Origin of the sequence: Agrococcus sp. Ld7 (genome assembly GCF_045064095.1) — a bacterium.
GTDB lineage: Bacteria > Actinomycetota > Actinomycetes > Actinomycetales > Microbacteriaceae > Agrococcus.
Window position 1 is genome coordinate 18,525 of the sequence record NZ_JBISGY010000037.1, and the last position, 19,824, is coordinate 38,348.

The window sequence follows — 19,824 nt, forward strand, 5'->3', positions numbered from 1 at the left end:
TCCTTTAGAAGTCAGGGCCAGACGGATGCGTCGTGGCTCGGGTGTTGGGAGGTGCGACGTCGGCATCCAGGTGCGCCTGCGCATCCGCCGTCGCGTCCTTCTTGGGGCCGCGACGATTGGGGACGGCGCCGAGGCGCTTGGCGAGCACGGTCAGTGCCCACTGGATGGCCTGCACGAGCACGAACAGGATGATGACAACGCCGACGATGTGGAGCACGCTGTAGCGCTGCATGCCGTAGGTGAGGGCGACGTTGCCGAGGCCGCCGCCGCCGACCACGCCGACCATCGCCGAGAAGTTGATGACGGAGGTGATGGTGGTGGCGGTGCCGAGCAGGATCGCCGGCCACGCCTGCGGCAGCAGCACGCGCTTGACGAGCAGCCAGCGGGAGGCGCCGAGCGAGTCGGCCGCCTCGAACAGGCCGGGGTCGACTTCGCGCACGGCGATCTCGACCACGCGCACGAAGAATGGAATGGCAACGAGCGTGAGCGGCACGATCGCGGGGCCGGAGCCGATGAACGATCCCAGCAGCCAGCGGGTGACGGGGATGAGCGCGATCATCAGCACGATGAACGGCACCGAGCGGCCGAGGTTCACGATGAAGCCGAGCACGCGGTTGATGGCGGTGCCGAGCCAGCGCTGCCCGCCGGGCGCCTCGAGGAAGCGCCCCTGCTCGGTGCCCACCAGGACGATGCCCAGCGGCAGGCCGACGACGAAGGTGATGGCCATGGCGATGGCCGTCATGTAGATGGTCTCCCACGTGCCCTCGAGCATCACCTCGAGCAGGTTGGGCCAGAAGTCGGGTGAGTTGACGTCGATCATGCGAGCACCTCCCAGGCGGTGACGCCCTGTGCGGTCAGCGAGTCGATCACCTTGAGGGCGACGGATGCGTCACCGGGCACGGCGAGGCGGGTGCGGCCGGCCTGGTGGCCGTTGATGGTCTCGAGAGCGGCGCCGAGGATGGAGACGTCGAGGCCGAAGTCGCGCGTGAGCTGCGCGATGATCGGCCGGTCGGCGCTGAGGCCCGTGTAGGTGATGTCGATGATGCGGTGGCCGGGGATGTAGTGGGCCTCGCCGACGGGGAAGAGCTCGGCGGCGACGGCCGAGCCGGGCGTGCGGATGAGCGTTTCGAGCGAGCCCTGCTCGATGACGCGGCCGTGCTCCATGAGGGCGGCGGCGTCGCAGATGCGCTTGACGACATCCATCTCGTGGGTGATGAGCAGCACGGTGAGGCCGAGCTCGCGGCTGAGCCGCTGGATGAGCTCGAGGATGGAGCGGGTGGTCTCGGGGTCGAGCGCGCTCGTGGCCTCGTCGCTCAGCAGCACGTCGGGGCCGGAGGCGAGGGCTCGGGCGATGCCGACGCGCTGCCGCTGGCCGCCGGAGAGCTGGCCGGGGCGGTCGTCGGCGCGGTGGGCGAGGCCGACGAGGTCGAGCATCTCGAGCGCCTTCGGGCGGCGCTGGCCCTTCGGTGTGCCGACGGCCTCGAGCGCGAACTCGACGTTCTGCGCCACGGTGCGGTTGCCGACCAGGTTGAAGTGCTGGAAGACCATGCCGATCTGGTGGCGCTCCTTGAGCAGCGCCTTGCCCTCGAGCGCGGTCACCTCGACACCGTCGACGACCACGCGGCCGCTGTCGGGCCGCTCGAGCGCGTTGACGGTGCGCAGCAGCGTGGACTTGCCGGCGCCCGACTGCCCGACGACGCCGAAGATCGAGCCGCGCGGCACCTCGATCGACACGTCGTCGAGCGCGACGACGGCGTCGGGGCCGTCGCCGAAGCGGCGGCTGACGTGCTCGATCGAGATCATGGAACTCCAAGTAGGGGCGCGGCCGACGCCCTGGCTGTGGTCTGGTGGTGCCCGTCTCCGACGACGGGCTATCAGACATTGTCTCGCGGATGCGTTGCAAGTGCGAGCATGTGACGTCCCGTGACGCTCGCCGCTGGCCGCGCTCCGCCGGATGAGTGGCCGCGCAACGCGCGGCGTATCGGAACCAAGTCACTAGCTCGGCCTAGGGTGGAGAGCAAACGGGGGAGGCGTCCGTGAAGAAGCAGATCAACGTTGTGGGAGCTGTCATCGTCCGCGATGGCGAGATCCTTTGTGTGCAGCGAGGCCCAGGCACACTGCAAGGCATGTGGGAGTTTCCCGGAGGCAAGATCGAACCCGGCGAAACGCCGCAGGACGCATTAGAACGCGAGATCGATGAAGAGCTCAGGTGCAGGGTGGAGGTCGGCGATCATGTCGAGACGACGACGCATGAGTACGACTTCGGCGTTGTCATGCTGACGACGTTCTACTGCTACCTAATTGCTGGCGAGCCGAAGCTCACCGAGCACTCCGCCGTGATGTGGCGTGCGCCGCACGACCTTGAAACACTTGAGTGGGCGCCCGCTGATGTGCCAGCAGTGCGCCGAATCCGGTCCAACTTCACTCGTGTCCGCTGACCGTACTCATCAGCCCACCGCGGCTGCCAGTCGGTGGAGCGATGTAGGCATTGGAGCGTCCAGCTTCCACTTGATGGCCATGGGGCGCTCTCCTTCGTGACTCGCATAGTGGGCGCTACCTAGGCAAACATATGGACTGGTGCCGATCACGCCCTCCTTCTCCTCGCGGACGAAGAGGGAGACCGCTGACCCCTGTTCCTCATGGCGGATGTAGCGCTGCCCTGTAGGACTTGCCGCCCGGGTCCCAGCCTGCGATTCCCAATGGAACAGCGAAGGACTGATCGCGTAGTCGTTGTACATGGTCGTCGGCGAGAATTGGCTCTCAGCTTTCACTAGGGTCACGAGGAACGCATCGAGTTGCTCGTCCGTCGAGAAGACGACACCTTCCCTCATTGAGTTGGGTTTGCGGGCGTCGAACTTGGAGTAGCGGATCGCTGTGAGGATTTCCTCGCGTGAATACCTAGCGTGTAGTGCGAGGGCGAGGTGTCCACGACCTCGGATCGCCGGCGTGTTTCCAAGGTGGCTCTCGGCCACCGTTGCCTCGAGCAAGTTCAAGACTTCATCCACTAGTAGCCGATCCGCTCGAAGCGTTGACAAGCCGGCCTCAAACGAGTCGTGACGCGGTGTGTTACCCGGCCACACCGAGAAGAAGAGCATCTCCGCAAACACGCTGTCGCGCGGATTCATGTCGTCGTAGTGGCCAGCTTCACCCCTAAGGATGCGCGAATAGGCATCCGCTCGTTCGGGGTCATCTACATGGGCAAGCGCGCGCACACGGCTCAGAAGCTCTCGTGTGCGAGTCTCGATCGTGCTCTCTTCTCGACGAGCAAGACGTTGCAAGTCGGTCCATGTGCCTTTGCTCCGGTAGACGTCCTCCACATGCCATCCACTGTCAGAAAGGAAGGGCTTGAGCCGTGGCGATCCAAGCTCTCGCAGATCGGCAGCCATCGTCTTCTTGCTCGCTCGGATCCCTCGGCGGACGTTCTCCAATACGGTCTCCTGAGATTCCCGGTCGAGGATGATCTGGCTACCGGGCGGAGCTGTCGGGAATCCGTGGGTGACTTCACGCTCAATGTGTCGGCGGCCGACGCCGGTGAGAGCTCGGAAGCGCTCCGCGTAGGAGAATCGCTCCGACTGCTTCGACACGAAGTCGAGCACTGTGAGGACAGCTTTGCCCGGGGCGCGTCGCAGACCGCGGCCGAGTTGTTGCAGGAAAACTGTGACACTCTCCGTCGGCCTGAGAAAGAGCACGGTGTCAACCTCGGGAATGTCCACGCCTTCGTTGAAGACGTCAACGCAGCAGATGATCTGGACCTCTCCTCGGCGCAATCGCTGCACGGCGCTCTCTCTCTCGGCACGAGGCGTGTCGCCGACAACTGTGACGCTCCGGTAGCCAGCAGCGGTGAATGCCTGGTGCATGTAAGTTGCATGTTCTACCGAGACGCAGAACGCCAGGGCCTTCATCGCGGACGTGTCGCCGAGGTAGCGATGTGTGGCTTCGATGATCTTTGTTGCGCGCGGCGCATTTGTTGCGAGCGTCGCGGACAGCTCCCTCGCGTCGTAGCCACCTTTCGTCCAACGCACGCTGGACAGGTCCACGTCGTCTGCGATTCCGAAGTAATGGAACGGTGCAAGAAGGTCTGAGCTGAATGCATCCCAAAGGCGGAGCTCGCTGGCAACTCGGCCTTCGAAAATATCAAGGATGGACTGTCCGTCCCCACGCTCCGGGGTAGCTGTCAAGCCAACGAGCTCGGAGGATCGGAAGTGGTTGGCAGCGAGTCGCCATCCCGGTGCTGCTACGTGGTGTGCCTCGTCGAGGATCACGACCTCAAACTGGTCGCGATCAATCGTTTTCAGTCGCTCCTCGTGAAGAGATTGCACACTCGCGAAGACATGTTCGAAGTCGGTTGGTCGCAGTTCGCCCATGAGGATCTCGCCGAAGCTGCCGTCGCGGAGTACAGCGCGAAAAGTCGCCCGGGCTTGGTGCAAGATTTCCCGTCGATGAGCGACGAAGAGGAGTCTGGGCCGTCGTCCGCCGTTTTCAAGTGACAGTCGTCGATAGTCGAGCGCAGCGACCACGGTCTTGCCAGTTCCGGTCGCCGCGACGACCAGGTTGCGATGATTCCCGCGCAGACGTTCCCCGGCAAGGTCCTCAAGGATCTCCATCTGATGGGGGAGTGCAGTGATGTCGAGTGCCGGGAGAGTGTCTGCGGAATTGTCGAAGCCGAAGCGCGGCTCACCGTACCCACGCGCAGCGGCGACAGCATCGTTCAACCGCTTCGAGTCGATAGCTGGGTCGTAGCGTTCGAACGCGCTGTCGTTCCAGTACGACTCAAAAGTCGCGCGGAACTTGCGGACGAGGTCGTGATTAGTGGAGTCCGAGAGGCGGACATTCCACTCGAGTCCATCAACGATCGCTGCGGAAGAGAGGTTGCTGCTGCCGATGTATGCAGTCGAGAGGCTCCCATGACGGTCGAACAGCCAAGCCTTCGCGTGGAGTCGGGTGGATGCGGTGTTGTAGTTGACCTGCACTTCTGCGCCCAAGTTGGTCAGGTGATTGATTGCAGCCGGGTCAGATGCCCCGAGATAGGTCGACGTGATGACGCGGACTCGGGCACCCCGCTCGACTGCGCGACGAAGGTCTTTTTCGATGAGCCGTATGCCAGAGAATTTCACGAATGCGCACAGCAGATCGACGCTCTCGGCTGTGGCAAACTCCGAATTCAACTGCGAGGCGAGACTCGGTTCCTTCGGTGCGTTCGTGATGAGGGCGTTGTCGTGGAAGCCAATCTGGGGCCGACGAGAAACGTCCACATCTCGGAACGTGTTAACCGGGCGGACGATCCCTGCGAGAACCTCGTCTCCACTCGTCACGACGGCGTCAAGGTCAAGCCCGGCAATGATCGCGTTCGCTGCAGCGACACGGTCACTGTCGCTGTCAAGTCCGTGCAAGTGTCGCGAGACGGCAACACTGATGTGCCGCGTTAGGCGATCAGTGAGTGTCGCAGGTTCAAGCAAACCGAACCGCGCCTGCGCGAACTCCTCAGATAGCTCACCTAGTGAACTGCGCAGCTCTGTGGTCAGCAGCGAGTCGTGAACTCCAAACGCAACGTCGTCCAAATTACGGCTCCCCTACGGATCGACTTCCCACATCCTCGCATCTGCTTCGGAGGCTGCGGCACGAGGCGAAGGTTGCTGCCAGAGCTGTGCGGGCAAACCGAGCTCGATCTGGACGCGCTCGTGCCAGCTGCTGCCGGAACGGCACCACCGACGGTCGCTGGCACGCGCACCCGCGCGCGCTGGGGGCTCAGCGTTGAGAGAGCCACGCACCTCGCCGGTGGAGTCGGACATGCAATCACATGCCGGATGCGGTCGAAGCGGTCGGCTCCCTCGTTTTCGGGCTCATCGTCGTGTACGGATGCTGGGTGCCAGCCGCATCAGAGAAGCGAACCAGCCCGAGGCAAAACCGGCTTGTGGGCCGCTGACGGTAGATGTGATGAGCGATCTTCCGGTTGACTGCTCTAGTGATTGTTGATTTCCCCCAGGGCTGTCCGCCTGATGACACATTCCCGATGGAGGGAGACTTCTTCGTGCTGGCCGAAGGCAACTTGAAGCCCGGCGACGCCACAGGACGCATGACTTGGCAGCGCCCGTACGAGAAGCGGACGGGGGACTATGCGGGCCAGACTTCGAACATCGACGCGAACGCTCTCTCGGTCTTCAAGGACGTAGGAGACCTCTACCGTGCGCGCGACATCGCCCCCTGGACCCGCAGGAAGGCGATCGCCGAAGTCTCGGTGGGGCAGGAAGATGGGTGGCTGAAGCACACACCTGCCGATCTGGGCGACAGCCACCACGACTGGTGGACGGATCCATATGACCTGATCCCAGCCGCGACGGTCATCGAAGCGAAGTGTTCGGAATGAACTACGAGAATCTCGATCTCTTCGGTGCCCCTTTCGACCTCGTCGAGACATACGTCTACTACCAGGGTCCGCTCACTTTCGCGCTGCGCTCACGCGACATCCCAGACCTCTATTACTTTGTCAACACGGTCGATGAAGACGAAGATCAAGGCACCCGTTCCACGCTGGCAGTGGGCGTGAGCGGCGAGCGATTCCGCGCGGTGCGGGGAGGCTTGGTGCCGTTCCGAGAGGTCTTCACCGAGGCCAACTGGAACCGGCTGAGCCTGATCACTTGGCGTTGGAGCGACGATCACGGATCGATGCGTGCTGAGATCTCGTCCATGAGAGGAAGTGACCTGCCCGAGCGGTGGCTGCCCACAGAGCGGGCATTACTGGATCTCCCCACTGACACCGTGGAGCGCTACGAAGCCGATTACCTCGTCGCCCTCTCAGCAGCCCAGCGGCGCACGATCTTTGCGATCGAGGTCGAATCCGCCGGTGACCATACAACTCAGTTCCCCGCGAAGCAGGCGGGCGAACTGCAAGTTGCACTTCACAAGGAGATCGAAGCACTCGCGCGTAAGCACTCTGCTACGGCGCAGGTGCTCCAGGACATGCAGCCCGCCGTGATCGGTTTGAAGGCTGCATCATTTGTGCTCATCTTCGCCATTGACTCTCGCGATCGCATGCTTGAGCCTACGGAGATTACGTTTCAAGTGTTCGATGACCTGAACGGCATGCTTCGCGCAGCGGCGGAACCAGACAAATCCGAGCTGATTAGTCGGCTTCAAGGTGGTGGATCTCGCGTGCGAAACCGATTCGTCGACCTGCTGAAGCCTCTCACCGAGGTCGGCAGCGGTGTCACCCTGTGGACGGCCAAGGCCCTCTCGCAGGCGGTCGAAGCGACAACGGTCACGGCACAGCAGGTCCGCGAGGCAGCGCGGGCGATCGCCCAGGTCAAGCCTCAGGAAGACACAATCGAGGTTCGCCGGGGTGCGCTGGTGGGGCTCAATACGCGCACGAATCGCTTTGAGATTACCGACCTCGCCACGGCCGACAGGTTTGCTGGCTACATGACCGAAGGGGCTGCGGCTGACGCGAACGGTCTCAAGGTCGGCGACGAGAGTTTCGTAACCGCGACAATCCTCTCCGTAACGCAATTCACGGGGGACGAGAGCGATCGAATGCAATATCGACTGGAGCGGATCGCTCCTTTCGTCGCCGCCTCGCCCGTCTGAACGACAGCAAGGTTCTCTGGCCGAATCCGGACCCACAACCGTCATCGAGGTACGCGACCCCGCCTGTCGTTGGGTGGACCTTCGCCGTTGAGTGTGGGTCATACCAGCCGCGTGTCGCTGCGGGCGCGGCGTTCTAAGCCGTAACGACTCAGTCGTGGGTGGTCAGCGGGTCTGCTGCACGGATAGGTGACACCTGATCTGTGGTGCCGTGAGGTGCCGCTGGGAGGATGTCATCATGCCCAAGCCCTACCCGCGCGAGTTCCGTGAGGACGTCGTGCGCGTCGCTCAGAACCGCGAGCCCGGTGTTCCGTTGCGTCAGATCGCGGCCGACTTCGGGATCAGCGAGACCTGTCTGCAGAACTGGGTCCGCCAGGCCGCGATCGAAGTCAGCGCGAGGCCTGGCGCGACCAAGGCCGAAGCGGACGAGGCGCGTGCGCTGCGCAAGCGCGTGCGGCTGCTGGAGCAGGAGAACGAGGTGCTGCGCCGCGCGGCCGCGTACTTCGCACAGGCGCATCTGCCGGGAAAATGACCTACCCGCTCGTGAGAGAGCTCGCCGCCGACGGGGTCCCCGTTGCGGTGACGTGCCGGGTGCTGAAGCTCTCCCGCCAGCCCTACTACCGCTGGCTCGCCAACCCCGTCACGGCCGCTGACCTGGTGGAGGCGTATCGTGCGGACGCGCTGTTCGACGCTCACCGCGACGATCCCGAGTTCGGACATCGTCTGCTGGCCGATGAGGCCCGAGACGCTGGGGAGCCGATGGCCGACCGGACGGCGTGGCGGATCGCGTCACGGCACGGCTGGTGGTCGGCGTTCGGCAAGCGCAAGGCGCGCGGGAACGGCAAGAAGGCCGGCCCGCCCGTCCACGACGATCTCGTGCAGCGCGAGTTCGTTGCCGATGCTCCTAACCGGCTCTGGTTGACCGACATCACCGAGCACTGCACCGCTGAGGGCAAGCTCTACCTCTGCGCGGTCAAGGACGTGTTCAGCAACAAGATCGTCGGCTACTCGATCGACTCGCGGATGAAGTCCCGGCTGGTCGTGAACGCCGTCAACAACGCGGCCGCGCTGCGCGGCGACGTCGCCGGTTGCGTGGTGCACAGCGACCGAGGAAGCCAGTTCCGCTCCCGGAAGGCGATCCGCGCGCTGGCCCGTCACCGCATGGTCGGATCGATGGGCAGGGTCGGCGCGGCCGGCGACAACGCCGCAAAGGAGTCGTTCTTCTCATTGCTGCAGAAGAACGTCCTCGACCGGCGGGCGTGGACCACCCGGGAAGAGCTGCGCATCGCGATCGTCACCTGGATCGAGCGGACCTACCACCGACGCCGCCGGCAGCCACGCCTTGGCCGTTTGACGCCCGTCGAGTACGAGACCATCATGACCAAGAACCTGGCCCTTGCGGCCTAACCGAAACTGTCACCTACTCGTGCAGCAGACCCAGCGAGGCGCGAAGGAGGTCTTCAGCTCCCATATACCATGCCAGGCCGCATGGCTGCGTCGAAGCAGAGATAGCGTGCTTGCATGACGGACACTTGGCATGTCGAGTGGCAGACCATCAACACGCCCGGAGAGTTGCTCTTCCTCCTGGTCTCGCAACTCGCTCCACAGGTCGCTGTGGGGAGCACGGCGGGCCAAAAGATAATCGGGGGTACCTATTCTCCTGAAACCGCATCGGCGTTCCTGTTTTCCGCAGGCGTAGTGGGCGACTTCTTTTGGCCGTCTCCCGGCCGCGGGAGGAAGCCCGTCGCAAGTGCATTTCCGAATCGCGCCCGTGACTTGCGGCACTTGTTAGGGCTGCCCGAAGCGGAATTCAGCCAGCTGGACAGCATCCGGAACGACCTCGCACACGTTGACGAACGGATGGAGGAGCTGTACCTCGATAACCCGACAGCGCCGCTGCTTGCGTGGGGCGGCGGGGGAGTGCTCCTGAAGGATACGAGGCGCTATCTGAACTACGACCCGACGACTGGCACGCTCCACTCGCTTGGCATCGACGTCGACGTCGCAGCTTTCGTCGCCTGGTTGGAAAGCCTGCAGGCTCGCATCGGTCGGATTACCATGCCGCTGTTCCTTCGCATGCATGACATCGGGCATGTTTCCAATACAGCTGAGGAAGAGTCAACGGCTTCCGCCGACTAGGTGTCGCGCGGTACTCGCTCCATCCTGCGCGAGGCGAGCGAAAGAATGTCGACACGCGCCATCGCTCGTGACCTGACCGCGGGTGCCATGCCGACTGCTCAGTGTGCAGCATCGTGGACGCATCAGACCGTTCAGGCCGTGCTTGCCGGCAGGCTTCCTGAACGGGGGCACTGCTAAGCCAGTTGGACCGCTTCGTCCGAGCCCTTCATGTAGGTCGACCCCTGGTGCGCCTTGCCTGCCTCGTCGTACCACGTGATCGTGAACTTGACCCCGAATGCCAGGCCGCTTGACGTGACGTGGCCCTGGAAGAGTCCCTCCGCCGCTGGCTTGCCTGCAGGAGACAGATCCGGCCAGTGGCCGGCGTCAACGATCGTGAGGTCACTGTCGGACTCGATCCGTACCTCACGCGCGATGCTGCGCGGAACGAGATTTCGCAACGCCCAGTGAGTCGGCCCGACGCGCTCGACACTCCAACGCGGAGCCGGACGCGGCAATCGCGTCTCCTTGGCCGCGCGCGCGGCTGCTATCTGCCGTCCCAGTTCACGTCCTTCGGACAGGCCTTCGTTGTGTGCGCGCTGGACTTCGCTACGAAGTTTCGTGATGCTCTCTTCTGAGTTCTTCGCCGCGCGCTCACCAGCAAGTGCGCGGTGACGCATCTGGTCGCGTTCTTCTCGAAGGCTGCTAATCAGCTGGGCCGCGTTCGCTGTCCCCGACTCCGCCTTCCGGACGTTCCGGCGAGCGTCAGCGAGGCGAAGGTCCTGGTCCGCGATTCGTTGCTTCGCCTTGGCCAGGGCGCCGTCGCGCTCATCGATGGTGTCCTGGAGCTCGTTAATCTCCGAGCGCATGCTGACGCGGCCCAGGCTCTGTCCGCGCTTGAATGCGGCCTTCACCTCGTCGTGCGTGGGTCTCTCGCTTAGCGCGTTCTGAACCTTCATCGCGATGCGCCCGGACGTCGTGATTCGCACGCTCAGAAGCCTGCGAAAGAACGCGAGCCACCAGCGCCTGATCGGGCCGATGATGAACGCCAGCACGATCAGGATCAGTCCTGTCACTGCCGCGTACGCCCTAGGGTCGACGCTTTCCGTGAAGAGAGCCGGGCCGACCAGGCCACCGAGGTATGAGAGGACGGCCCAAATGGGTCCGCTGATGAGCCCCGCCCAGAGGCCCCGGTGATACCAGGGTACGTGCGGTGAGGAGTTCTGTCGATTCATGCTGTTGTCTCTCGAAGTGGGCAACCCTGGGCCGGGTGCGCCCCGGCCCAGGGTGACCGAGTTCTTACTTGGTCTTATCCACCAGGATGTAGCCGTTGCCCGACTTCGAAGTGGGTCGCATCGGCTTGCCCTTCACCGCCGTGACTTCGTTCTTGGTGCGACCGCCGCGCGGACCGACCTCGAGGTACTGACCACTCACCGGGGTCTTCTGACCCGGCTTCACGACATTCTTGCTTGCCATCTCTGGCCCTTCCGACCGAGGCAGTCTCCGGCGCCGACACGCCGACGAGGTTCGTCGACGGCTCGGGGTCGGGTCTAGGGTCGTGTCGTTGCCTTCCCAGTAACGGCCGGCCCTGGACTGCCATTGCTTCTTCCCCGAAGCCTTGTGCTCCGGGGTCTTTCGGTCGTGCACGAGTCTACCGGCTATGAATGACAGCGTTGTAGTTCAATGCTGGGATCATTGGGCGTGTGCCGCAGTCTCTGGACAACTTCGAGCGTTTTGAACTCTGATCTAGGAACACCGTCGTTGTAGTGATGCAGCCAGGTCGGGTAGTCGGCGATGCGTTCGGGTTCTGAGCGGTAGGTCTTCGCGTAGGCCCATTCCTCTTCGAGGGTGCGGTTGAAGCGCTCGACCTTGCCGTCGGTTTGCGGCCGGTATGGGCGTGTGCGGCGGTGCTTGATGTCCTCGCCGAGCGTGTCTTTGAAGGCGTGGGAGCGGTAGCAGGCGCCGTTGTCGGTCATCACCGCGGTGACTTCGATGCCGATCGAGGCGAAGTGCGCGTTCGCGCGCTGCCAGAAGCCGGCGGCGGTCTCCTTCTTCTCGTCGTCGAGGCTCTCGGAATAGCCGACGCGCGTGTGATCGTCGACCGCGTGATGCAGGTACGCGTAGCCGAGCCCCCGCTTGCCGTTGTTGCGGTTGCCGGCCGTGCGGCCGAGCTTGCGATGCCCGCCGCCGTCTGGGATCCGGCCCTGCTTCTTGATGTCGACATGCACCAGCTCGCCCGGTCGTGACATCTCGTAGCGGACGGGCTTGGCCTTCCGCACCGGCAGTCCGGTGGCCTGGTCGATGGCGCGCAGCAGCGGCATCTTGAACCTCGCCAGCACGCGCCCGACCGTCGAGCGGGCGATGCCCAGGTGGTAGCCGATCCGGTGCGGTCCCCAGCGACGGGTGAAGCGCAGCGCGATGATCCGCCGCTCCAGCCGTGTCGGTGTCCGATGCGGCGACGAGAGCGGCCGCGAGGAGCGGTCCGTCATCGGCTCGCCCGCTCGGTACCGTGCGGCCCAGCGGCGGACCGTGCCGGACGCGCACTGGAATCGGTCCGCGACCCGTTCGACGGGCCAACCATCGTCGACGACGAGCTGCGCGAGCTTGAGTCTGCCGAGCTCGGCGAAAGGGGCGTTAGCGTGAGTCATGAAGGTCTCCGTGGTTGGACGTGAGTGTGGTTACCCACATCCTCCATGGAGGCCTTCGCTCAGTTCACGCCCTCACAACCTCCCGGGGAAGAACAACTAGCCGCCAGCTTCGCCTGATATATGTGTCGACTTCGAACTCGACCTCGACCTCGTGCGACGCGCACTGTGCGCGACCCCGACCCGCGAGAACGCCCCTCGGGATGCCGCTCGGAACGGCGTCCCGAGGGGCGCGAGCTGTGGACTGGCCTCGCCCTACATAGGTGGGAGAGCTCCATCCCCAGTTGAGCGCATCCGTCGGTCCTCTCCTCAAGCCGGAGGAACAAGTCAGCGCTCCTGAAACTCGCGCCAGCTTGTCGCGTCCCACAGCTGGCCCCGCCGGGACCGTGTATGCCTATTATTGGGGCACTCGCCCACCCGGCAGGTGGCACCGCTGGAAGGACTTCTGATGCAGTTCGCTTCATTTCGCACGGAGGACGGCACGGAAGTGCTTTTCGAGACGACCGACACCTCGTTCGTGGAGCAGCATGGCGGGGTTGCGGAGGCGGCGATCGAAGCCGTTGAAGGCCTAACTCCGATAGCAAAAGCAGTAGCGGCTGCTGGCAAAAGTCTTCGGTCGCAACTCAGCCCAGATGAGTTCGCAATGGAAGTCGGAATCGGCCTGTCCGCAGAGGTTGGTTGGTTTGTTGCGAAGTCACAGGTCGAAGCTAGTATAAAACTCTCGCTGGTCTGGAATACTCCCGCCGCAAAATGATTCAAACTCATCGCGCTGCCACGGCTACGGCGCGCGTATTTGTGGACGGCAAGTTGTCCGGTTCGGCCATCCTTGTCTCCGAGGATCGCCTCATCACGGCTGCTCATGTTGCACCGCCCGGACGCCGCATTGAAATCCAGTTCCCATCGCTCCTCGCTTCGCCTCGTCAGCAGGTGGACGAGGTTCTCCGGATTGAGCGTACGGATCTGCTCGTACTCGCCATAGATGTACCTGCTTCGATAACTTTGCCGAAGGCTATCGCTGTCTCACCTAAGCGACGGCTGCCGGCTGACGCGCTCGCGTTCGGCTTTCCTCTACTCGAGACTGACCCGCAAGGTATCTGGCGAGGCTTTCGGCTTACCGGGATTACGTCGGGCGGATTCGTCCAAGTGAGTTGGTCCGACGGGTCAGGTACGCTACGAGGACAAAGTGGTGGGCCGGTCGTTGACAGCGAGGGCAGATTGATCGGGATTATTCTCAGTGGATCTGAAGAAGGCGCGTTCGACCGATTCTTGCCTTGCAACCTCATTGAAGAGGCCTGGGCGGAACTACCTCGTCCCTGGGCCGCAATCGGGCAAGATGCCGAAGGTCACTTCGACCGACGTGCGCGGGGTCAACGAAACAGCCGCCGCGGTGGAGATCTCTTCCGCGGTCGATATCGGGCCCTCAAAGCAGTGGACGACTATCTTACGAGTCCCAACTCACCTGGCCTACCTCTCGTTGTTGTAGGCGCTCCTGGATGTGGTAAGTCTGCAGTTGTCGCGCGAAGCGCATTAATTTCTGAAGAATCAGCGTCTGTCTTCGGCGCTATCTTCCATGCTCGGGGTGCAACCGAGTATCAACTGCTAGACGGCGTTGCCGCCACTGTGGGACTACCGACTCCGGTGAGCATTGCTGAACTCGTCAGTGGCCTGCAAGCGGTCGATCGACCGCTACATCTCTTTGTGGACGCGCTTGATGAAGCCCCCACCGCAGAAGAGGCCCTTCAGGTCTGTGATGACATTCTCGAACTTGCCGCATTGCCCAAGATCCGGGTGGTGGTAGGGACGCGTCGGGAGATAGGAACGCACCAAAGCATCACAGAGCGATTGGGCGTCGATGACAGAGCGCACCTGGTCGTCGACCTTGATGACGGTACTTATCGGGACGACAGCGCCGTACAAGGTTTCGCTCATTCGGCACTTCTACAAGAGGACTCTGACCTTCCTGGTCCCGCAGGAGCGGCGTGGATTACCTATCGACTAGAGCCAGAGATGGCGGAGCTCCTAGCGCAGGCGATAGCGCGTATGGCAGACGGGAACTTCCTAGTCGCTGCACTGTCTGCAACAGCTCTCTCTGGCGCGACCGAAGTGACTGATCCTAGGAGTAGTTCTTTCGACGCGAGATCCCTTCCGACGAGTGTCGGTGAAGCGCTCAGCAAATACCTCGACTCTCTTGGACACAAGGCGAAGCCGCAGGCTACGACGCTCCTCACCGCCCTGGCCTTGGCAAAAGGCAACGGCATATCCATCGCTCAGTGGCAACGCTTCTCGGCGGCGCTTGGTGTCCCGATAAGCGAAGAGGGGCTGGAGTCGTTCTCAAAATCGCGCGCATCGAACTATCTCATCGCCTCCAGTGGTGAGTCCGGTGAGCAGAGGATCCAGCTGTTCCATCAGGCTCTAGCCGATGAACTCGCGCGCACAGCGAGCACGAGAGCGCGGACAATGGTGTTTCGATCGATTCTGCAGAATGTCGCGGTCGCCGGAGGATGGGTAGAAGCAGACGATTACGCCCGAACCTTCGCGATTGAACACGCGCCAGGCGATGGCGCGATCGACGATCTGTTGGAAACCGAGGGGTTTATCGTAGCTGCCGACCCCGTCCGACTTGTTGAAGCCGTCGACGCGCGGATCCATAGCCTGTCCTCTCCCTTGGCACGCCTCGTCGAGAATGAGGGTTCTCGACTTGTTCAGATGAATGAGGTTTCCCGACGGCTCCTACTCAGCGGCGCGGCGATGCACGCCGGGTTGGCTGCGTTCTCGGCGTCGTGTCTGCCACTTGGTGCACCGGTCACTCCACGGTGGGGGACTCCCCTCGACCTCGATCATGTGAAGTTGATCGGGCATGTCGCAGGAGTCACGGCTGTCCACATCGATGAGACGAGCGCTGGCCAAGAGGTCGTTGTGACCGGTGGGGCTGACCGCACAGTTCGTGTCTGGGATCAGTATGGGAAGCAACTCGGTTTGGTCGTGCTTCCCGGCATGGTGCTGGGTCTCGCACGAGGCGAGACTCCTGGTTCCGTACTTGCTTGCGGGGATAAATTTGTGGCGGCACTCGATATCGGCGGATGCGAGACAACTTGGCTGGTAGAAGGGCGGTTTGGCGCGCGCGCGGTTGCGGTAATGGGAGACCAGTCCGCCTACGCGATTTCAACGCGAGCCGGCATCAAAACGATTTCTCGGGCGGGCGAAGTCCTTGAATCTTGGAGTGTTGGAAAGTCGGTCTCATCTTTTAATGCGAGAGCGAATCTTGTCATTGTAGCTCGTAATCGTCGTGCGCAGTTCGCGAAGTGGTCCCGGACTGACCCCATTCAGACTGTTTCCTTTTCAAACTTCGCGAAGACGATCGCGGTGGCACCAGCACTCGGATCGATGCTCGTAGTTGTCGGTAGCTATAACGGTGCAGTCTCACTTATCAAGGTGGAAGAGAACAATGAGCTGCAGCGGCATGCTCATAAACTTAGTGGATCAGTTCGGGCGATTTCGATTGGCGAATTGCGCGGTTCGCCGGCCATCGCAGTGGGCGGTTCAGCCAGAGAAGTCACCATTTTTGACGAGCAGGGGACGCGAATATCACGTCCGCTGCGGGGCCACTCTGATTCAATATCAGCCCTCGCGATTGGACGGGTCGGTCGTCGCTCGGCCGTGGTTTCCGGAAGTCTTGACGGTACTGGTCGAATATGGCGGGGTGCGACTGAAGTCTTGCGTCGTGGTGGCGCGGGCGCCCAGATTCAAAGCGTCAGCGCCGGCACCGGTGTTGACGCGAGACCCATCTTCGTGGCTGGCGATGCGAATGGCGTTGTGCATCAATGGGACGAGCACGGCCAGCACATCAGGAGTCGATCGCTGCATAAGGGACCCGTGCGCGGACTAGCGCTAGGAAACATGAGCGATCGTCTTTTGATTGCTTCAATATCGGGGTCCCAATTGAACATTTGCAAGGCCGACACTGGCGAGTTTGTGGTGAACTACTCATTTTCTGCAAGCAAATTGCTCAGTGTCGCATTGCACGACGCGGCTGGTGTAGTCGTCGTGGGGGCCAAGGATGGAAGCCTTCACATGTGGGACCTGCCTACAGGAACTCCCTCCACGATCGCAGATGCTCATCAACGAGACGCCTCATCTGTCGCTGCACTCGACTACAACGGGACACCAGGTTTCGCGTCGGGTGGGCGCGACGGCCGCGTTGTCGTCTGGGACAGCACGGGACATGCCCTCGTTACGCTTCGTAACCGCGGGGGTGCAGTACGAAAGTTGGCGGTGCTCGCCACGGGCGACACGACGCATCTCGCCGCCGGCGGGTACTCCGCCACGACTCTCTGGCGCTCGGAACGGTGGGACCAGCCTCGAATGGTCTCTGCCGCCACAGGAGCCGTGCGTGGCCTAGCAGTCGTGAGCTTGGGCGATGATGTTGGTGTTATCACGTCGGGATCAGCAGCCGGACTTCAGGTCAACAACATCGAGCAGCAGATCATTCACGCGCTGCCAACTGCAGAATCGGTCTCCTCTTTGGCGCAAGTCAAGGGGTTACTTTTTGCGGCTTCTGGGCCAGCAGTGATGGCTTTTGAGGTGCACCCGGGGATCCGCGAGGACCTTTGGTCGCCGGAGCGCAGCATCGACCTGGCCATAGGGGCAGCTTCTCCCCGGCCCTACACTTCCGTCGGTAATATTCGCGCTCTCGCCCGCGAAATGCTTAACAAGCGCGCTTTCAATGAAGTCTCCCGGCTTGCTGCAGTCCTACCGGACAGTTCGATAGATTTGTCCCTAATGACGGACGCTGCGTTCGGTATTGGTGACTACGCAACTTTGCGTGGGTTACTGCCGCGCCTGAGCGAACCGCGCCATTCAGACTCGGCACAGATTCTAGGTAGGCTTCTTGGTTCCGCGGCGCTTTGTCATGAAGTTGTGCTTGCGGGGGCCGCGCTTCAGCTTGCGGACACCGGTGTGACGGTATGGTCGGCATTGATCGGAATGCACTCGATGTTTTCAACAAGCGGTGAGCGCGAGTGGTTGGCGCAGCGCGAGTTAGTCCGCTTGACCATGCTTCGCCAACATGGATTCGATCGAGTGATGCCTGATCTCGTTGTCAACGCGGCGTCACGGATCCTACCGATTGCTCGCGAGATCGCCAAGAATGCCGATTTGAACGCTTTCGCTCTGTCGCGAGATCGGATGATGCGTGAACTCACTTTACTAGCACCTGACGCGTTCGAGCGGGTGTGCTCGGCACTGGATAGCGGAGATGAGTATTGGGCGCGGCTGCGACCTTATCAGCTCATCTCGCTGGCCGAGGTTCGTCAGAGTTTGGATCCTGGTTGGGACTCATCGACAGTGATGTCCAAATTTGTCGCTTGTGCGGACTTTGTTCCTGACCCCGTGCGGCGAAGAACCGAGGCCTGGCGACGCTTCTCGAAGTTCGCCGAGCAATGGGCTTCTCGGGAGCGCGATTAGCTTGCTTTTCACAATCGCGCGTCGTGTCTTAAAGCCGGTAGGTACCGGTGCCGATGCCGGTACGGATTTGCGTCAGTGAAACGGCCCCGGTTTGATGCCGGCTACTTTCGAGGTTGCAAGGAAGATTGCTACCATGGCGATGCAGATCCCGGAGGGGACGAGGCAGTGAGCGATACCGCTCGTACTCGATCATCTCGATCAGGTCACGAAGTTGGGCCGATTTGGCACGATCCAGGGCTGACGGCGACGATCGCGACGTCGTCGTCGCCGATGTCGATCGCCGGTGCCAACACGATGTTGAAGCGCACCCTCACCCAGTCGACGTCGCCGATGTCGGGACTGACGGGGGTGGACGGGCCGGCCGGTTGCACCTCGACCTGCGTGATGAGCGACTCCTTCACACCGAAGACCGAATCGCTGCGCATGTACTCGCAGTCCTCGACGAAGATGTGGGTCACGAGCGTGCGCTGGGCCTCGGCCGAGACCATGGAGTGCAGGTGCGAGGGGCGCGTCGGTGACCGGCCGCCGGCCTGCAGCATTGCGCCGACCGGCCCGTCGTGGGGATCGGGTAGGGCGTGGGCTTGATGTCCCGGAAGCGGTAACTGCCGTCGTCTTCGCTGAAGAGGAAAGCGCGCGCGGCCATGCGTCCGTCGCCATACTGCACATCGTAGAAACCCTCGTCGTCTGCCTCCCAGACCTCGATGCGAGTGCCGGCGATCGGGTTGCCGTCGGTGTCGGTCACACGACCCTCGACCCAGCAGGGCTGCCCGTTCGTGCCGAACGCCATGTCTTCGCCGTTCTCGATCTGGGGGCGTCGTCGACGAAGAAGCGACCGAAGACCGTCGCCTCTGTCGCGTCGCCGACGGACTCGTTATTGATCGTGATCGTCTGCATCGACAGCCCGAGGGCGTCGGAGGGCAGCACGAAAGCCTGGCGGGTGTAGGTGGTGATGTGGGCGGCCTTGGTCAGGAACTCGATCGCGGTCTCCCACTCCGCCTCGGACAGACGCACCTGCGGGCGAAGGCGTGCATGTGCCGCACGAGTGCCTGCATGAGTTGCCGCAGCCGAGCCGAATCTGTGCTTGCGAAGGATGCGATCACGGCCTCCACCAGCGATTGCTCGCGCGCAGCCTGCTCGGCGGAGACCGTGACGGTGCGCGTGCCCTCGTGGCCGGAGCGAAGCGGTACCAATCGGCACAGGGCAGGTGGGCGCGGTGGTCTCGATGGTCATGTCGACTCCTTCGTCGGGTTCATGGGCGGATGCGTAGGCACCCGTGCAGTGGGTTGGCTCAGCGGGTGAAACTGCCCGGCGGCATCGAGTGGGGCCAGGCCGCCGCGGCGACCGACGCTGGCGTGACCTCTTACATCGGCGTCATGATCCATGGTGGCGTCAAGGCGGGCGACCGCGTCGGCATCATCGGCCTCGGCGGCCTGGGCATGACGGGCGCGCGCATCGCAGTGATCGCCGGCGCGACCGTATTCGGTGTTGAGCCGAAGGAATCCTCCTGGGCCACGGCGCGCGAGCAGGGTGTCACCGAAGTGTTCAAGGATGCCTCCGAGCTCGAAGGGCTCGACCTCGACGTGGTCGTGGACTTCGCCGGATTCGGCACGACCACCGCGGGTGCCATCAAGGCAGTCAAGCCCGGCGGCCGCGTCTCGCAGGTCGGCCTCGGCAAGACGGAGTTCAGCTTCAACTCGTACGAGCTCATCAGCCGGGCGATCACGCTGCAGGGCTCGACGCCGCAGGGCAAGCCCGAGCACCTGCAGGCCGTCATCGACATGATCGCCGCGGGTGACCTCGTCATCCGTGCAGAGGAGATCGGCTTCGACGAGATCCCAGATGGGCTGGGTCGCCTCGAGCGCGGAGAGGTTGCCGGGCGGTTGTACGCGACGCTGCCCGCGTGACGGTCTGAGTGAACGTAGGGTGTGCACCTGTGAGGTGCGCACCCTACGAAGCGATGGCGTCGGCCGCCTCGACCGGCGGGCGGGACGATGTGCTGACCGCGCTGCGATGCCACGAAGCG

The 19,824-nt window shown here is 62.9% G+C and carries 16 protein-coding genes and 2 pseudogenes; 10 read left to right on the top strand and 8 right to left on the bottom strand.

The window, feature by feature from the left end; all coding sequences use genetic code 11:
- Nucleotides 1-4: 4 nt before the first annotated feature.
- Together ACJJVL_RS12495 and ACJJVL_RS12500 are read right to left on the bottom strand one after the other, a co-directional pair.
- Nucleotides 5-820 (bottom strand): methionine ABC transporter permease, encoded by an 816-nt coding sequence (locus ACJJVL_RS12495; protein WP_405219128.1) that lies wholly within the window; start codon nucleotides 818-820, stop codon nucleotides 5-7.
- The gene (locus ACJJVL_RS12500; protein WP_405219130.1) at nucleotides 817-1,803 is read right to left on the bottom strand and encodes a methionine ABC transporter ATP-binding protein; all 987 of its coding nucleotides are present in this window, start codon (nucleotides 1,801-1,803) and stop codon (nucleotides 817-819) included. Before ACJJVL_RS12500 ends, ACJJVL_RS12495 begins: the two co-directional genes overlap by 4 nt.
- A 233-nt stretch (nucleotides 1,804-2,036) precedes the next feature.
- Between ACJJVL_RS12500 and ACJJVL_RS12505 the strand changes: the two genes are divergently transcribed.
- Complete coding sequence (locus tag ACJJVL_RS12505) at nucleotides 2,037-2,438, top strand: (deoxy)nucleoside triphosphate pyrophosphohydrolase (RefSeq protein WP_405219131.1); 402 nt, start codon at nucleotides 2,037-2,039, stop codon at nucleotides 2,436-2,438.
- 9 nt (nucleotides 2,439-2,447) lie between these two features.
- Here the strand turns inward: ACJJVL_RS12505 and ACJJVL_RS12510 are convergent, their stop codons facing one another.
- Nucleotides 2,448-5,558 carry a DUF3427 domain-containing protein gene (locus ACJJVL_RS12510; protein WP_405219133.1) on the bottom strand — a complete coding sequence of 1,037 codons (3,111 nt, stop codon included), beginning with the start codon at nucleotides 5,556-5,558 and terminating at the stop codon, nucleotides 2,448-2,450.
- A gap of 404 nt (nucleotides 5,559-5,962) precedes the next feature.
- Between ACJJVL_RS12510 and ACJJVL_RS12515 the strand changes: the two genes are divergently transcribed.
- The 5 genes from ACJJVL_RS12515 (at nucleotide 5,963) to ACJJVL_RS12535 (ending at nucleotide 9,894) form a co-directional block, all read left to right on the top strand.
- Nucleotides 5,963-6,364 (top strand): hypothetical protein, encoded by a 402-nt coding sequence (locus ACJJVL_RS12515; RefSeq protein ID WP_405219134.1) that lies wholly within the window; start codon nucleotides 5,963-5,965, stop codon nucleotides 6,362-6,364.
- Entirely contained in the window at nucleotides 6,361-7,581 is a 1,221-nt protein-coding gene (locus ACJJVL_RS12520; RefSeq protein ID WP_405219135.1) for a hypothetical protein, read from the top strand. The genes ACJJVL_RS12515 and ACJJVL_RS12520 overlap by 4 nt, the downstream gene beginning before the upstream one ends.
- A gap of 235 nt (nucleotides 7,582-7,816) precedes the next feature.
- Nucleotides 7,817-8,985, top strand: a protein-coding gene (locus tag ACJJVL_RS12525; RefSeq protein WP_405219137.1) for an IS3 family transposase whose coding sequence is annotated in 2 segments (ribosomal slippage) — nucleotides 7,817-8,101 and nucleotides 8,104-8,985 — 1,167 coding nt in all. Because the reading frame shifts where the segments join, the coding sequence is not laid out codon by codon here.
- Between the two features lie 114 nt (nucleotides 8,986-9,099).
- Nucleotides 9,100-9,717, top strand: coding sequence for a hypothetical protein (locus ACJJVL_RS12530; protein WP_405219139.1), 618 nt, complete (start codon nucleotides 9,100-9,102; stop codon nucleotides 9,715-9,717).
- The gene (locus ACJJVL_RS12535) at nucleotides 9,718-9,894 is read left to right on the top strand and encodes a recombinase family protein (RefSeq protein ID WP_405219140.1); all 177 of its coding nucleotides are present in this window, start codon (nucleotides 9,718-9,720) and stop codon (nucleotides 9,892-9,894) included.
- Here the strand turns inward: ACJJVL_RS12535 and ACJJVL_RS12540 are convergent.
- The 3 genes from ACJJVL_RS12540 to ACJJVL_RS12550 all read right to left on the bottom strand — a co-directional run bounded on the left by ACJJVL_RS12540 (nucleotide 9,891) and on the right by ACJJVL_RS12550 (nucleotide 12,341).
- Nucleotides 9,891-10,769 (bottom strand): hypothetical protein, encoded by an 879-nt coding sequence (locus ACJJVL_RS12540; RefSeq protein ID WP_405219142.1) that lies wholly within the window; start codon nucleotides 10,767-10,769, stop codon nucleotides 9,891-9,893. The two genes, ACJJVL_RS12535 and ACJJVL_RS12540, sit on opposite strands and share 4 nt — an antisense overlap.
- 223 nt (nucleotides 10,770-10,992) lie before the next feature.
- Entirely contained in the window at nucleotides 10,993-11,169 is a 177-nt protein-coding gene (locus tag ACJJVL_RS12545) for a YjzC family protein (protein WP_405219144.1), read from the bottom strand.
- Nucleotides 11,170-11,351: 182 nt separating this feature from the next.
- A complete protein-coding gene (locus ACJJVL_RS12550; protein WP_405219146.1) occupies nucleotides 11,352-12,341 on the bottom strand; it encodes an IS481 family transposase in 990 nt (329 codons plus the stop codon).
- Nucleotides 12,342-12,786: 445 nt separating this feature from the next.
- Here ACJJVL_RS12550 and ACJJVL_RS12555 point away from each other — a divergent pair, with 445 nt between their 5' ends.
- From ACJJVL_RS12555 to ACJJVL_RS12565, 3 genes and pseudogenes are all read left to right on the top strand, one after another.
- Nucleotides 12,787-13,092 (top strand): CU044_2847 family protein, encoded by a 306-nt coding sequence (locus ACJJVL_RS12555; RefSeq protein ID WP_405219147.1) that lies wholly within the window; start codon nucleotides 12,787-12,789, stop codon nucleotides 13,090-13,092.
- Nucleotides 13,089-13,553 (top strand): annotated as a pseudogene (locus ACJJVL_RS12560) (serine protease); the annotation flags it as partial. The gene ACJJVL_RS12555 and the pseudogene ACJJVL_RS12560, both read left to right, overlap by 4 nt.
- A gap of 423 nt (nucleotides 13,554-13,976) precedes the next feature.
- The gene (locus ACJJVL_RS12565) at nucleotides 13,977-17,801 is read left to right on the top strand and encodes a WD40 repeat domain-containing protein (RefSeq protein WP_405219700.1); all 3,825 of its coding nucleotides are present in this window, start codon (nucleotides 13,977-13,979) and stop codon (nucleotides 17,799-17,801) included.
- A 203-nt stretch (nucleotides 17,802-18,004) separates the two neighbouring features.
- Here ACJJVL_RS12565 and ACJJVL_RS12570 read toward each other — a convergent pair.
- A pseudogene (locus ACJJVL_RS12570) lies at nucleotides 18,005-18,588 on the bottom strand (hypothetical protein).
- Nucleotides 18,540-19,031, bottom strand: coding sequence for a dioxygenase (locus ACJJVL_RS12575; RefSeq protein ID WP_405219149.1), 492 nt, complete (start codon nucleotides 19,029-19,031; stop codon nucleotides 18,540-18,542). Before ACJJVL_RS12575 ends, ACJJVL_RS12570 begins: the two are co-directional and overlap by 49 nt.
- A 65-nt stretch (nucleotides 19,032-19,096) precedes the next feature.
- On the opposite strand from ACJJVL_RS12575, the gene ACJJVL_RS12580 reads away from it, so the two are divergent.
- A complete protein-coding gene (locus tag ACJJVL_RS12580; RefSeq protein ID WP_405219151.1) occupies nucleotides 19,097-19,705 on the top strand; it encodes a zinc-binding dehydrogenase in 609 nt (202 codons plus the stop codon).
- The last annotated feature ends 119 nt before the right edge of the window (nucleotides 19,706-19,824 follow it).